The 15,233-nt window shown below is 56.8% G+C and carries 13 protein-coding genes; 5 read left to right on the plus strand and 8 right to left on the minus strand.

The annotated features are described in order from the left end of the window. Positions 1-15: 15 nt before the first annotated feature. From AC2FI9_RS16955 to AC2FI9_RS16965, 3 genes are read right to left on the minus strand one after another with little or no spacing between them, the layout of a single operon-like run. Positions 16-792 carry an enoyl-CoA hydratase-related protein gene (locus AC2FI9_RS16955; RefSeq protein WP_496725091.1) on the minus strand — a complete coding sequence of 259 codons (777 nt, stop codon included), beginning with the start codon at positions 790-792 and terminating at the stop codon, positions 16-18. A 2-nt stretch (positions 793-794) separates the two neighbouring features. Then, positions 795-2,108, minus strand: coding sequence for a ferredoxin reductase domain-containing protein (locus tag AC2FI9_RS16960; RefSeq protein WP_496769243.1), 1,314 nt, complete (start codon positions 2,106-2,108; stop codon positions 795-797). Further along, the gene (locus AC2FI9_RS16965) at positions 2,108-3,733 is read right to left on the minus strand and encodes an amino acid adenylation domain-containing protein (RefSeq protein WP_496769245.1); all 1,626 of its coding nucleotides are present in this window, start codon (positions 3,731-3,733) and stop codon (positions 2,108-2,110) included. The genes AC2FI9_RS16960 and AC2FI9_RS16965 overlap by 1 nt, the downstream gene beginning before the upstream one ends. Before the next feature lie 153 nt (positions 3,734-3,886). Here AC2FI9_RS16965 and AC2FI9_RS16970 point away from each other — a divergent pair, with 153 nt between their 5' ends. The 5 genes from AC2FI9_RS16970 to fcl all read left to right on the plus strand — a co-directional run bounded on the left by AC2FI9_RS16970 (position 3,887) and on the right by fcl (position 8,974). Next, positions 3,887-4,717, plus strand: coding sequence for a DUF6502 family protein (locus AC2FI9_RS16970; protein WP_496769246.1), 831 nt, complete (start codon positions 3,887-3,889; stop codon positions 4,715-4,717). Positions 4,718-4,719: 2 nt separating this feature from the next. Continuing rightward, on the plus strand, positions 4,720-5,589 hold the full coding sequence (locus AC2FI9_RS16975; RefSeq protein WP_496769247.1) for a DUF5666 domain-containing protein: 870 nt from the start codon (positions 4,720-4,722) through the stop codon (positions 5,587-5,589). Positions 5,590-5,846: 257 nt separating this feature from the next. Further along, positions 5,847-6,731, plus strand: a complete 885-nt coding sequence (locus AC2FI9_RS16980) for a phytanoyl-CoA dioxygenase family protein (protein ID WP_496769249.1) — start codon at positions 5,847-5,849, stop codon at positions 6,729-6,731. 130 nt (positions 6,732-6,861) lie between these two features. After that, a complete protein-coding gene (gene gmd, locus AC2FI9_RS16985; protein ID WP_496769252.1) occupies positions 6,862-7,986 on the plus strand; it encodes a GDP-mannose 4,6-dehydratase in 1,125 nt (374 codons plus the stop codon). A 10-nt stretch (positions 7,987-7,996) separates the two neighbouring features. Next, on the plus strand, positions 7,997-8,974 hold the full coding sequence (gene fcl / locus AC2FI9_RS16990; RefSeq protein ID WP_496769254.1) for a GDP-L-fucose synthase: 978 nt from the start codon (positions 7,997-7,999) through the stop codon (positions 8,972-8,974). Positions 8,975-9,007: 33 nt separating this feature from the next. Here the strand turns inward: fcl and AC2FI9_RS16995 are convergent, their stop codons facing one another. The 5 genes from AC2FI9_RS16995 to oppB form a co-directional block, all read right to left on the minus strand. Further along, complete coding sequence (locus AC2FI9_RS16995) at positions 9,008-10,084, minus strand: DUF2793 domain-containing protein (protein WP_496769256.1); 1,077 nt, start codon at positions 10,082-10,084, stop codon at positions 9,008-9,010. 248 nt (positions 10,085-10,332) lie between these two features. Next, a complete protein-coding gene (gene galU / locus AC2FI9_RS17000; protein WP_496725075.1) occupies positions 10,333-11,226 on the minus strand; it encodes a UTP--glucose-1-phosphate uridylyltransferase GalU in 894 nt (297 codons plus the stop codon). Positions 11,227-11,536: 310 nt separating this feature from the next. Then, complete coding sequence (locus AC2FI9_RS17005) at positions 11,537-13,342, minus strand: ABC transporter ATP-binding protein (protein WP_496769258.1); 1,806 nt, start codon at positions 13,340-13,342, stop codon at positions 11,537-11,539. 1 nt (position 13,343) lies between these two features. Continuing rightward, the gene (locus AC2FI9_RS17010; RefSeq protein WP_496769260.1) at positions 13,344-14,273 is read right to left on the minus strand and encodes an ABC transporter permease subunit; all 930 of its coding nucleotides are present in this window, start codon (positions 14,271-14,273) and stop codon (positions 13,344-13,346) included. A gap of 10 nt (positions 14,274-14,283) precedes the next feature. Next, positions 14,284-15,207 carry an oligopeptide ABC transporter permease OppB gene (gene oppB, locus AC2FI9_RS17015; RefSeq protein WP_058277210.1) on the minus strand — a complete coding sequence of 308 codons (924 nt, stop codon included), beginning with the start codon at positions 15,205-15,207 and terminating at the stop codon, positions 14,284-14,286. Positions 15,208-15,233: the final 26 nt, after the last annotated feature.

Consider the following 15,233-nt stretch of genomic DNA (forward strand, 5'->3'; position numbering starts at 1 on the left):
CGACGTGGGATAAGATCACAGGGTCCTGCGCCTGAACTGCGGTTTTCGCTTTTCCAGAAAGGCATTCATGCCTTCTTGTTGGGCCGGCAATCCATAAAGCGCGTGATACATCTGCCGCTCGAACCGCAAACCCGATTCAAGTGTGCTCTGGTCGGCCATGTTTACGCAGGTGCGCGCCATATTGACGATATCATCAGCGTAATCTGCAATGGTTTCGGCCACCTCTTGTGCTGTGTCCAAAAGGGTATTCTGCGTGACAACTCGACTGACCAAGCCCATCTGCAGGGCCTCTGACGCGTCGATCATGCGCCCGGTCAGGATCATGTCCATAGCTCTGGCACGACCGATCAGCCGTGTAAGCCGCTGCGTGCCACCAATGCCGGGAATGCAGCCGATTTTGATTTCGGGCTGGCCGAATTTGGCAGTGCCCGAGGCCAGAATGACGTCACACATCAGCGCAACTTCACATCCACCGCCCAAGGCATAGCCACTGACCGCCGCCACCTTGGGCAGGCGAAGCGCTGCAAACTTATCCCATTCGGCAAAGTAGTCACTTGCTTGCATAGTTGCGTAGGTTTGCACCGCAAGCTCGCCGATATCTGCCCCGGCGGCAAAAGCACGATCACTGCCCATAAGGATCAAGCAGCCGATGCCGGGATCCTTGTCGAACGCGGTCGCGGCGGCCAGGACTTCGTTCATTAGTTGAGTGTTCAACGCGTTCAGCTGATCGGGACGGTTGAAGCGGATCGTTGCGACCCGCCCCCGTGTTTCGGTTTCAATTGTCTCAAACATGATCAGCTATCCCAAATTGCGCCATAGGCGGGAATGCCAAGGCTTTCCATGTCATGCACTACCTTGCGGGTCAGCTTTTGGTTTGAGATCACGATGACCGCCTCAGCCGCACTGTCGCGAACGGCTTGCAAGGCAAGGGCCGAAAGGTTCGGTTTGCCGTCTTCGTCGGTGTCCCAGATCAAAGGCTGCTCGGTGTTGGCCTCGATCTCATCCACCAGCGCGTCACCATAGGTTTTGCGTGGGCTGCGGGTGGACCAGATCAGGCGGTTTGGCACCTCTTTAGCCAGCAGATGCGGCAGGATCGGTCCGATGCCTGAACCGGTGCCTACATACACCACCTTTTTGAACAACACTTCGATCCGTGCGACACCTGATGTGGTGATACCCTTGACCCAAACCTTCTTGGGCGGATTGTCGATAAAACGCGCGGTCCAGTCGCCCGCACGGCTGATGGCCAATCGGTAACCCGGCTGGTCCGGGGATGGGATATTGGCGAATGAGTGATACTCGCCAAACGGGGTGTGGCTGATCGCGTTCGAACTGCCGGGGAACGGAGTATCTCCATAGTCAAACTGCGCAATCACCGCATGGTTTGACGGCTTTTCGATCCGGACATTCACGCGTTTCAGGGTCAGCCAAGGGGACAGGATCGACAAGGTGACCAGGCAGAGCATCCAAAAGGCCGGGCTGTGCAACAACATGCCCCCCATGTCCTTAGTGATCGAGATCGTCTGCGCCCAAAACAATCCTAAAACCGTCCAGCCGACAAAGCGGTGCGTTTTCTCGAATGCATTGTGAAACCGGGCGCGGATCGGGCCGAGGGCCGAAATCACCATCAATGTCATCAAGACAACCATTGTGGCGCTCAGGCCCAGTGTCAGGTCTGAGGGCACGGCGGCGCCGTTGGAGCGGTTCCAAATCATCGCAAACAGAAGAAAACCGAACCAGATGGTCCCAGTGACGGTGCCGCCGGAATGCAACCCGCCAAAGTGGAACACCTTGCCGGCCCCCCAACGGATCCAAAGTGGCCATGATGTGGGAATGCGTGTGGCCAGCCAGAACAGGGCGTTGACCACCCGCTGTTGTCGGATCAGGATACCGAGGCTGAGGTTGATCAGCGCCATATCCGCAATAGGGCCGAGCGTGAATGCATTCTCAGCGAACCAAGTCCCATCGCGCAATCCAAACCCAAAGGCGGCCAGATTCACCAATGCAACAAGCATCACCAGGCGGCGGTATTCCATCAGGGCCGGGTGGCGGGTCACCCGCCGCCAGTTCAGGCCACCTGTGTCAAGATTTGTCGTCTGTGTCGTCATCAGCTCAACTCCGCACCAGTTGTCGCGATATGGGTGCGCGCGAGATCCAGCAGTAGACGCTTGTCCAGTTTGCCGCGCGGAGTGCGGGGCAGCGTGTCCATCGGGACTACAACGGCGGGGCTGCAGTAATATGGCAAGCGATCCGAGACGGATTGTGCCGCCTGCTTGGGGCAGGCCGACGACGGTGAGATAAAGCTGACCAGATTGCGGCTGTCATATTGCAACGTCACCGCCTGCTGACAGCAGGGCGAGGCCTCAAGCGCGGATGTAACACCGTCCAGCTCAACCCGAAAACCCCGTACTTTGACTAGGTCGTCAACGCGCCCGAAATGCTCTAACTCACCGGTCTTAGTCCAGCGTCCCAGATCACGGGTGCGGAACATCATATGTCCCGGCCGGAATGGGTCGGGTCGGTAACGCTCGGCCGTCAGTTTGGGGTTGGCGAGGTAACCGGCTGTGACGCAATCGCCGCCAGCCCACATCTCGCCCTTTTCGCCGATGGGCAAAGGGCGCAGGTCGTCGTCCAGAACATAGACCGTGTTGTTTGGTGTCGGGCGCCCGATCGACAGAACTGGTTTGTCGGGGTGATGCGGTTCGGCCGTATTGATGATGGTGGTCTCGGTCGGACCACAGGAATTGTAGAAAGTGCAAAAAGTTGACCAGCGATCGGCCAGCGGTCGGGGGCAGGGTTCGCCCGCTACGGCGACAGCTTTGACCTGCGTACAGCGGGTCTGGTCCAGTGCATTCAGGATCGAAGGCGTGGCGATCAGCACATCCACCTTCTCGGCCGTTTCCTGAATCGATTTGCCACGGATCACCAAAGTTGCGCCATTGGACAAAGCGCCAAGGATCTCCCACGCTGCCATGTCGAATGAGATCGACAGGATCTGTCCGACCCGCAAGCCCGGTCGCATCCCCAGATCCCCGGGGGCGGTCAGCAGGATGTTGGCCAGGTTCTGATGGCTGACCTGTACGCCGTTTGGAACGCCGGTAGTGCCGGACGTGAACATTATCATCGCCAAATCGTCGGGGCTGGCCCGATAAGCAGGGCCGGGGGCCGGGGCGTCCAGTATCGGGTCGAACATCGTCGTATCAATTGTGATCAGGGTCTGGTCTAGTCCAACGAGGATTTGATCTGCCAGTTTGCTCAGGCTGAGTATGATTTTTGCACCAGTTACATTCGCAACATGGCGTAAGGTTTCCGTCGGCGCGACACCGACATGCTGCGGAATATAAGCGGCCCCAAGCTTTATGGCGGCGACGATACCTACGACCATTTCGACCGAACGATGCAGGAACAGGCACACCGCGTCGCCGCGTTTCACGCCATGGGCGCGCATGACATTTGCCAATCGGTTCGAGGCCTCGTCCAGCGCCCGGTAGCTAAGGTTATGGTCCGCGCATTCCACCGCGGTGGCATCGGGTTGATCTCGCAACGACTGGCGCAGCGCGTCGGCGATGGTGGCATAGCGTGGCGGAACCTGCGGGCCCCAACCAAAGGATAGAAACAGCTCTTGATCTTCGGGGCTGAGCGCGTCCAACGCACCCGGTTTTTTTGTGCGGGTTAAATCGGTTTGAGATAGGGGGGGGTAGTTTGTCTGGGGATCGGTTGCGATAAGGTGCATGGCATTCTCCAGTTCAAGAAGGGGTCACACCTTAGTGATAATGGGAAAAATTCCCATTAAAGATCACATTCGATCACATTTTGAACACGAAAGCGTTGAATTCGTTAATTCTAGGAAAATGTTATCAACTACCAATCCGTGACGAGTTCCCAAATGTCGAATGATCCCAAACCTCCTCTTGAAACCGCCCTGTCTGCGTTGCTGGTCCCACTGGCGCAGGCAATGGTTGCGCATGGGGTCACGCTTGGCACCGCGACCGAAGCGCTCAAACAAGCCCTGCTGACGGCAGCTGAGCAAAGCACAGACGGAAAGCTAAGCGACAGCCGCGCCAGCCTGTTGACGGGCCTGCATCGCAAGGATGTCAAAAGGCTGCGCAACACCGACGATGATGCCCCTTTGAAACGCAGTTGTAATGCGGCGGCACTGGTCATCAGCTTTTGGTCGACGACGCCCGAATTTCTGGACGACTTGGGCGCGCCACGGCTGCTGAGCCGCAAAGGCGACGAAACTGGCCCAGGATTTGATGATTTGGTGCGGCGCGCGCGTGTGGACATGGCCCCAGGTACCGTTCTGGAAACCTTGATCGACCAAAAGAACGTGGAACAGGTCGGCAAAGGCAATCTTCGCCTGTTGTCCCAAGCCTTTCTTCCTTCTGCTGGCAGCGCTGAACAAGTGGCGGCCTACGAGGCGACACTGTCTGCGCACCTTGCGGCGGCAACACAGAACCTGCTGGCCGAGCCGGATGTACCGCGAAATTTCGACCGCGCGGTTCGGTATTCTCATATGTCGCCTGAATCAATTGAAGAGTTGCGCCAATTTTCGTCAGATCGGGCGCAATCATTGTTGCTAGAAATCAATGCCCTCGCTCGCGCGTTACAGGAAAAGGACAGTGACGGCGATCACAGCGGTCGGTTTGCAATGGGCGCTTTTGTCCTGCCCTCTCCGCAAAGGGTGCCAAGTAAAAACACGAAAGAGGATGAGTAGGCATGGGTGTGTTTCTTCGTGTGCTCGCGGCGTTTTTTATGGTGTCTTGGCTGCCTGCTCCGACTCAGGCCGAAGACAAAGGTGAAACTGATCGTGAAGGTGGCATTATCGGCACCGGTATCGTGGGCACGATCACCCATCTGGGCAGCATCCATGTAAATGGGCAGCATATTTTGTTCGATGGCCACATGCCGGTTGCCGACTCGGTTCCTCTGATCACTGCGGGCGAGTTGAAGCCGGGTCATACCGTTGCGGTTGTTGTAACTCAGGAAAATGGTGGGTGGCACGCAAAACACATCCGTCAGGTCCTGCCGCTGGTCGGACCAGTGTCTAGCGTGCAGGACGGCACGATATCGGTACTTGGGACCGACGTTGCGTTCGAACGGCGGGCAGACATTCAGGTCGGCGATTGGGTCGCTATCAGCGGATTGTGGCAAGGTCAGTCAGTGCGCGCTTCACACATTGAAAAACTGACAAGCAATGGGCATCAGGCGCGGTTGTCCGGCACATATCTTGGGTCTGACACCCAGGACCGGACTGTGATCGGGGCAAGCGTTGTCAGTGGGCTTGAGCCGCAACATCTGTCGGCGGGTGATCTTGTCCGGGTCGTCGGGCAGCCAACACGCGAAGGGATCGAGGCCGAGCGTCTGGAAGTCGGACTGTTCGCCGGTGCGGTCGGCATTGTTCAGGTCCAAGGCTATTTCTCGGAACCCCAGCCCAGCGGGCTGTATACGGTGCTGGGAAGCGGTTTGATCGCCTATAGCGATCAGCCCGAGATGATAGACCCGAACACCCGTGTTATCCGCTGCGGCGATGGTGGCGGGTTGGTGAATGCGGGCAGCACAGGTGTCTTTGCACAGCTGGGATGCTGAAATGGGAACTACGGTATTTGGCGTACGTGCGACTCCTTTGGTCCGGGGGGGCAGGGGGTGCCCTCGATCCAATCACGGGGTCGGATCAGCATGGATCAGGTCGGAGCATTGAAAGCACGAAAGCGTGTCAGAAATGAAACGCGAGGTGACTTGCCCCAAAGGCAAAGCTGAACTTATCGTCGCAGGTAGGATAAGCGCCCTGCGGGCATCGCAGGGTAAAAACTCTGGGAAAGCAAGTTATCAAAAAGGTATGCCAGATGTCTGAAAGCACCCCAACGCGCGACGTCGCACTTAGCCAGGCGCAATCCGACAAATATTGGGAGGATGGGTTTCTTTTCCCGCTAACCATCTTTTCCGAAAACGAGGCCGCCGCAACCCGAGCTGAGCTTGAGCGGATAGAACAGGACTGGCTTGGCGCAGACCTGCCCTTGCCGCTGAACACTTATAAACGGGTCAATGCGCATCTGGTGATGCCGCTGGCGGCACAGGTCGCGATGAATCCTCGTGTTCTGGATGTGGTCGAAGGTGTTCTAGGGCCGGACATCATGGTCTGGTCCGCCGAGTTCTTCATCAAAGAACCCCACACCGCCCACACCGTTGGGATGCACCAGGACTTGACCTATTGGGGGATGGGCGAAACCCCGGATCAGGTCACCGCCTGGATTGCGCTTTCGCCGGCAACGGTCGAAAGTGGATGCATGGATTTTGTGCGCGCCAGCCACAAGAACCCGATCCTTCCGCATAACGATACGTATTCAGACACCAATCTTCTGTCGCGCGGACAAGAGGTTGCAGTGGATGTCGCCGAGGAAGACAAGACCCACATCGAATTGGCACCAGGGCAGATGTCCCTGCATCACGGGCTGACGATCCACGGTTCGGGTCCCAATCAATCGGGTGACCGGCGAATTGGTCTTGCTATCCGTTATCTCAACCCGAATGCCAAGCAGCTGGTTGCAGAGCGAGACTATGCCATGCTCGCGCGCGGGCAGGACGGCCAAAGCAACTTTGTTCACGTTGAGCCACCAACCGAGTTGTTTTCTGCCGATGCGCTAGCGCTGTATGAAAAGGTTCGCAGCGATCAGAGCAAAGCGCTTTCGGAAGGCGCAAAGGGATCGGTGCCTCTGTACGCGTCGACCTGAAACTATTTGCGCAGGCGTCGGTCAACTCATGTGAAATCAAAGCCCGACCGCGGCGCAGGGTTGCATTCAGGAGTTTATTGCTGTTTCAGAGGCTGCAAAAAAGCAAATCAGATATTCTCGGAATTCGGCTATGACAAAAACAGCATTGGTTACTGGTATTACCGGGCAGGACGGATCATATCTTGCCGAATTTCTGCTCGAAAAAGGGTACGAAGTTCACGGGATCAAGCGCCGTGCGTCTTCGTTCAACACACAGCGTATTGACCACATATATCAGGACCCGCATGTGCCCAATCCGCGCCTGCACCTCCATTACGGTGACCTAAGCGACACATCGAACCTGACGCGCATCATTCAAGAGGTGCAGCCGGACGAAGTGTATAACCTTGGCGCGCAGTCCCACGTGGCGGTCAGTTTTGAATCGCCGGAATATACAGCCGATGTCGATGCGATAGGTACTCTGCGCCTGCTTGAAGCGATCCGGTTCTTGGGTCTTGAGAAAAACACGCGCTTTTACCAGGCGTCTACGTCCGAGCTGTACGGGTTGGTCCAGGAAACACCCCAGCGTGAAACAACGCCGTTTTATCCACGCTCACCTTACGCGGTGGCCAAGCTGTATTCCTATTGGATCACAGTGAATTATCGCGAAGCCTATGGCATGTATGCCTGCAACGGCATCCTGTTCAATCATGAAAGCCCGCGCCGGGGCGAAACCTTTGTGACGCGCAAGATCACCCGTGGTTTGTCCAACATTGCCCAGGGTCTGGAAAGCTGCCTGTATATGGGCAACATCGACAGCCTGCGCGACTGGGGGCACGCCAAGGATTATGTCCGGATGCAATGGTTGATGCTGCAACAGGACGCCCCCGAGGATTTCGTTATTGCAACGGGTGTACAGTATTCGGTGCGTCAGTTCATCGAATGGTCCGCCGCTGAACTGGGTGTGACGCTTGAATTCTCAGGCACAGGTGTCGATGAAGTTGCCACTGTCAAGTCCGTCGAAGGCGATAGTGCACCTGCATTGAAACCTGGTGACGTGATCATGCGCATCGACCCGCAATATTTCCGCCCGGCAGAAGTCGAAACATTGCTTGGCGATCCATCGAACGCCAAAAACAAACTGGGCTGGGAGCCGGAACTGACGGTTCAGCAGATGTGCGCTGAAATGATCACCGAGGACCTGAAGACAGCCAAACGTCATGCCTTGCTGAAACAGCATGGTTACGAATTGCCGGTCACACTGGAAAATGGCTGAGGCCGGGGGCATGCGCAAGATTTACGTCGCCGGGCATCGCGGCATGGTCGGAGGCGCAATCCTGCGTCGCTTGCAAGACCGCCAAGAATCAGGTGAGTCACTGGAGCTTGTGACACGGACTCATGCGGAACTTGATCTAACCAATCAGGCCGCTGTCGCCGATTTCATGCAGGCCGAGCGGCCGGACGTTGTCATTCTTGCAGCGGCCAAAGTCGGCGGTATCCACGCCAACAACACCTACCCAGCGGATTTCATTTACAAAAACCTGATGATTGAGTGTAACGTGATACATCAGGCGTTTGCTGCGGGAGTCAAAAACCTGCTGCAATTGGGCAGTTCCTGCATCTATCCGCGAGCAGTGCCGCAGCCAATGCGCGAAGATGCCCTGCTGACCGGTGTGCTAGAGCCGACAAACGAACCTTACGCCGTGGCAAAGATTGCCGGTATCAAGCTGTGTGAAAGCTACAATCGGCAGCACGACGTGGACTATCGTTCCGTGATGCCGACAAACCTGTACGGACCTGGTGACAATTTTCACCCTGAAAACAGCCACGTTCTGCCCGCCCTGATCCGCCGATTTCACGAGGCACAGCGGGATGGGCTGGACGAAGTTGTCATCTGGGGCACAGGTAAGCCCCGGCGCGAGTTTCTGCATGTTGACGACATGGCTGAGGCGTCTTTGTTCGTAGTGGACCTGCCCCGTGCTGCGTATGAGGCAAATACCCAACCCATGCTGAGCCATATCAACGTGGGATGTGGCGAAGATATCTCGATCGCGGAACTGGCGGCGATGGTGGCAAAGATCACCGGGTTCACCGGGCGGATTACGCAAGACGTCAGCAAGCCGGACGGTACTATGCGGAAGCTGATGGATGTTTCCCGGCTGGCCGACATGGGATGGCGCGCGACTATCGGGATCGAAGACGGGATTCGCGAAACCTATACCTGGTTTCTGAAGCAAGCCGAGGCAGAACTTCGCGCGAAGTGACCGCCCGGACAAAGACCCGGGCAGTCTGGCGGATCAGAACCAGCGGCCAATAGCTATCGCCGTTGGTGGTAAAACCGTCGCGTCAGAAGCAGACGAAAGAACTTTGTACACGACCTGAGTTTCGGACGGTTCATCAAAACCCATGAACCTGCTGATCGCGCCCCCGCTGCCGCTGAGTGCCGGGTTCGTGCCGGCCGCGAAGGCAACTGGAAAATCCCATGCTTCCGACGAGCTTGCGAACAGTGCACCTGCGGTGTTTGAGCAGGTCGTTGCATCCAGTGTAGCGGTGCAAATCTGGGTGCCATCAGCAAACCGGACGAAATCACCACTTGGTGTGGCTCCTCGCTCAATCACAGCGCCGGTCGGGGTTCCGCCACTTTGCATGACCGCCCCCAAGAGATTTCCGGGCCCATACCCATAGTCAGCCCGCATCAGGCGGCCCGCTGTTGTGTCCTCTGCGCTGTTTTGCACGGCCGTGCCAGAGGCCACCCCGGACGCTGGATCAAAGCTCAACGCCTCAAACCAATTGTTCCCATCCGGCGAGACCTTGATGGAAAAGCCCGTGCTGCCGGACAGACCCATTTCGGCATGCCCGGTCCAATTGGATTGAAACAACAGGGATGCGGTCTCATCGGCATTTGCCTTGTTGATCTTCAGTTGATGCCCGGCACCCTCGTGGCTTAGCAAGGTTGCCGGAGCGCGCACCGACAGACGGTTGGTCGTGTCGTACCCGGTGGCGATTCCGATGCCTGGCAGGTTCTGCGTTGTAGTCGGGGGTTCGATCCATGCTGACCCGTCCCAAATTGTCAGACGGTTATTCTCTTGGTCCCACGCGCGCCAGCCGGATTTGGGGGTTATAAAATGCCAGCCATTGTCCAACCAGGCTGCAAGGTCTCCGGCATGATCCGACCAATCGCCGATGGGTGTCGATCCAAGGGCATAAAGCTCACCCTGTGCCGGAACTGCGGGCGGGGTTGAGGCATTAGTAGACGCAACACTCAGCTGGACGATCAGATCAAGGCGTCTCAGGGCTTCGTTATGTGTGATGTGCTTTTGCGCTTGCGAAGGTTGCAGGAATGGCAGGTTCAATTTGGGCGAATTTTGGGACAAAGGGCATTCTCCGTTGGTTGTCGGATCGACAATTGCGTTGCGCGCCAGACTGCCGTGCCTCACATGAATCCCACCTGACCGGTAAGAACGCTCGGTTAATGTCGTGCCAATATTCTGGCTGAGTGAAGGGCTGTCCAATCGCCCCCTGGGCCTTTCATCCACACCGAAAGAAAAAGGCAAACTGCAATGCCCGCAGTTTGCCCTTTAAACGATACCGTTTACCTCGTCTTCGAGGCCGTCATCCCTGGTTACTGAGCTGCCTGACCCGTGGCGACAACGTCGTGCAGGTATTTCTGCAAATCCTCTCGAAGGTCATCGCGCGCCAGCGCAAAGGCGACGGTCGCCTGCAGGAAACCCGCTTTGGACCCGCAGTCAAACCGCTGCCCATCGAATTTGTACCCGAAGACCGGGACACCGTTTCTGATGTCTTCGGCGATTGCGTCCGTCAGTTGAATCTCGCCGCCACTGCCCTGCTTATTCTGGTTGAGGTTGTACAGCACCGATGAACGCAGAATGTAACGGCCGATAACCGCCAGATTGGACGGTGCTTCCTCGGGTTTCGGTTTCTCGACCATGCCGCGCGCGCGGACAACTGTCCCGATGTTATCGCCTACATCCAGAACGCCGTAAGAGCTTGTCTTTTCGGAAGGAACCTCCATTGTGGCAACCATGTTGCCACCGGTTTCTTCATAAGCTTCCATCATCTGCTGCAGACACGGTTTTTCCGCGGCAATAACGTCGTCAGGCAGCATGACCGCAAATGGTTCATCTCCGATCAAGCGGCGCGCGCACCAAACAGCGTGACCTAACCCCAAGGCCTTGTGCTGCCGGATATAGGCGATCGCCCCGCTTTCCATGTTGGTGGCATTCAGCGTTTCCAACAGGTCGTCTTTGCCCTTTTCCTTAAGCGTTTGTTCAAGGATTTGATTGTGGTCAAAATAGTCCTCAAGCGCCGATTTTCCGCGGGATGTCACAAAGATAAATTCGGTGATCCCGGCGGCCCGGGCTTCGTCGATGGCATATTGAACCAGCGGGCGATCGACCAGGGTCATGATTTCCTTAGGTACCGACTTTGTCGCGGGCAGAAAGCGTGTGCCAAGACCCGCTACCGGAAAAACTGCCTTTGTGACCTTACGTCCCATACTACCTCTCAACTAAATGTCTTGTCCGAATGAATGCGCTTTGTCGACGCCACCTAATAGTGCGCGCGGTTGGAACAATCAACGCAAATAGGCAAAGCCAGCCAAGTTGGAGAAATCGTGCCACCGTTGAATTGGGAAGTCAAAATGCCTTGTTCAAGGCGGCCAAATCATAGCCTCGGTTGCGGCGCTAAATTAGTATAAAGCGCGCTTATCGGCATGTATTGGCTTCAAAAAGGAAACAATTTTGCGTCCTTGATATTGCCAGGAAGAACCTGCCCCGAATGCAAGGACTTGCTTCGGGGCAGGAAAGTTATGCCTTAGCCATGATCGCTTCGAGCGAGTCGTGCTCGGCCACAAAATGATTGGGCTTTACTTCGCTAAGTTGCGGAACATAGTCATTCTCACCAGCCGCCAAACGACTGGGCAGGAAACGCAACGCGGCTTTCGGATCCATCGGTGAGGGCAGTTCGCCGGGCAATTTCAGGCGTGTGCGACTGCGCTCTACGTCCGGGTCCGGAATTGGCACGGCCGAGATCAGCGATTTCGTGTATGGGTGGATCGGATCGGAGCAGATCACTTCTCCGTCGCCCAACTCCACGATCCGGCCCAGATACAAGACCATGATCCGGTTCGACACAGCGCGTACCACGGAAAGGTCATGACTGATGAAGATCATCGACAGACCAAATTCCTGCTGCAACTCGCGCAATAGTTCCACGATCTGCGCCTGAATTGACACGTCCAATGCCGACACGGCTTCGTCACAGATGATCAGCTTGGGTTTGTTGATCATCGCCCGCGCAATGCCGACGCGCTGGTTCTGACCGCCCGAAAGCTCGTGCGGATAGCGGTTGATCATGTTGGCTTTCAGGCCGACCCTTTCCATCATTTCGGCGACCAGCTTCTTGCGTTCCCGCTCGGTCAGGCCAGGGCGATAGGTCTTCAGCGGTTCCGCAATTGAGGCCGAGATGGTCATCCGCGGATCGAGGCTGGCCAGAGGGTCTTGAAACACGATCTGCAAGTCCTTGCGGTACTTGTTCAGTTCGCGCCGTCTCAACCCGACAATAGGATGGCCCAGCCAGCTGACATTACCTGCGCTGGGTTCAATCAACTGCAGAACAGCGCGCGCCAGCGTGGACTTGCCACAACCGGACTCGCCTACAACGCCCAGCGTTTCACCTTTGCGGATGTCAAAACTAACTCCATCAACGGCTTTCAGCGGGACTTTGTGCCCGAACAATCCGCCCGAGACATGGATTGGAAAGTGCACTTTGACGTCGTCAACTTTCAGCAGAGGGTCATCGACCTTATCAAGAGCTTTAGGCGCATCGCCGGCATCAATACGCGGCATCGCTTCCAGCAATGTTCGTGTGTACTCATGCTTGGGCGCACGGAAGATTTCGCGCGTCTCACCGGCTTCGACGAATTGACCCAGACGCATGACCTGAACGCGGTCGCACATACGCGCGACGACGCCCATGTCATGTGTGATCAGGGCAATCGCCGTTCCTTCGTCCCTTTGCAGGCGTACCATCAGGTCCAGAATGTCTGCCTGAACGGTGACATCCAGCGCGGTTGTGGGTTCATCCGCAATCAACAGCTTCGGGTTACACAGCATGGACATTGCGATCATCACGCGCTGGCGCATACCGCCTGACAGTTCGTGGGGATACTGGTCCAGGCGCCGTTTGGCCTCGGGGATGCGTACACGGTCCAGCCATTCCAGGCATCGCGCCCGAGCAGCCGAACCTTGCAGCCCTTCGTGAACCTGCAGAACTTCGCGCATTTGTTGGCCAATCCGCAGGTGCGGGGTCAGGGCGGTCAGCGGGTCCTGGAAGATCATGCCGACATCGTCGCCACGGATCTGGTTCAGCTTGTTGACCGGCAGGTTCAGAATTTCCTGACCGTTCAGCATGGCGGAACCGGTTGCCTGCCCGGCAGGTGGCAACAGGCCCATCGCGGCCATGAATGTCTGGCTTTTGCCGGACCCACTTTCGCCCACGATGCCCAGGCATTCGCCTGGATTGATGTCAAAACTGATGCCTTTGACGGCCTCGACCACGCCATCGGCGGTGTTGAACTGGACGCCCAGGTCTTTTACGGAAAACAGGCTCATATCAGCGATCCTTCGGGTCCAGAGCGTCACGCAGGCCATCACCAATGAAGAACATGGTGATGATGATTGCGACGTAGAATGTCAGCGGGAACAACAGTTGCCACAAGGTGCCATAGCCCATCGTCCCGGCCCCTTCGGCGATCAATCGACCCAGCGACGTGTAGGGTTCGGAAATCCCAAGGCCGAGGAACGAGATGAAACTTTCGGTCAGGATCATTTCAGGCACCAGAAGCGAAGCATACACAATCACCACGCCAAGAAGGTTGGGCAGGATATGGCGATACATGATGGTGAATTCGCTGACCCCAGCCGCACGTGCGGCCTCGATAAACTCTCGGTTCTTCAGAGTCAGGGTTTGCCCCCGGACAATTCGTGCCATCGTCAGCCAACCAACCGCACCAAGTGCGATGAACAGCATGACGAATGATCGACCCGCGACAACCAGCAACAGGATGATGACCAGAGTTGCCGGAATGGCCAGCAGGATATCGACGAAGCGCATCATCACACCATCGGTGCGGCCACCGATATACCCTGCGGCAATACCGTAACATGTACCGACGATCAGAGCGGTTGCGGCACCGATCAGACCCACCAGCAGCGATGTCGTCGTCGCCTGAATGATGCGGCTGTATAGATCGCGACCCAGATCGTCGACGCCGAAGAAATGTCCAGTCTCTGCGGACGGCATTCCCATGCCGCGAACATCGCCCATGACGTTCCAGTCGATTTCCTCGTTGCTCCAAACGGCAAAGTAGGGGCCAATGATCGTGAACAACACGATCATCGCCAGAATGAACAGGCTCGCCATGGCGGCTTTGTTGCGAACAAAACGCATCCGTGCGTCCTGCCAGAGTGAACGCCCCTGAATGACCGTGTAATCGGTGATGTCATCGGCCAGGTGGGCGGCTTTTTGTGATTTACCAAGCATTGCCAGCCCCTCAGTAACGGATTTTCGGATCGAACCAGGCATAGGCCAGGTCGGTCAGCAGGTTTACGAGTACGGTCAGGACGCCATATAGGATCGTGACACCCAACAGCACCGCGTAATCACGCGATAGCGCGGACCCCACATAGGCCTGCCCCAGTCCACCGGTCGAAAAATAGATGTCCACAAAGACCGAACCCGTCAGTACGTAGACGAAAACCGGACCCAGATAAGACACGACGGGCAGCAAGGTTGGTTTCAGCGCATGGCGCCAGATCACGGTTCTGGTTGGCAAACCCTTGGCGCGGGCCGTGCGGATGAAGTTCGAGTTCAGAACTTCCAGCATCGATGATCGCGTGATCCGCGCAATGGATCCCATATACGAGGTGGCAAGCGCGATAACCGGCATGATCAGATACGGCCACTGGCCGCCATTCCAGCCGCCGCCCGGCAGCCATCCGAGCCACAGAGTGAAGGTCAGGATCAGGATCGGGCCCATGATGAAGTTCGGCAGCGCCTGTGCCGCGATGCCCAGACCAACAGCGAAGTAGTCGATCCAGCTGTTGTGCTTGATCGCAGCGGCAATCCCAAGCGCGACTCCGACGGTTGTTGCCACCAGGAAGGACAGCGAACCGTAGGTCAGCGAGATCGGGAAACCCTGCGCGATGATGTCGTTCACGTCCCTGTCCTTGAATTTGAAGGACGGGCCGAAATCAAAATGCACGACGATGTTGTACAGATAATCCCAAAGCTGTTTCCACAGCGGCTGGTCCAATCCGTACCGCGCCTCGATATTGGCCAGGACCGCGGGCGGCAGAGGCCGTTCCGAGGTGAAGGGCCCACCTGGCGCGAAGTGCATCAGAAAGAAACTTGCAACGATCAGCAAAAGGATCGTTGGGACGGCGATCAGCAATCGCCGGACGATATAGGCAAGCATTTCATGCCCCCATTATTGGCTTTGCC

The sequence above is a fragment of the Ruegeria sp. CDSA246 genome, assembly GCF_059611225.1.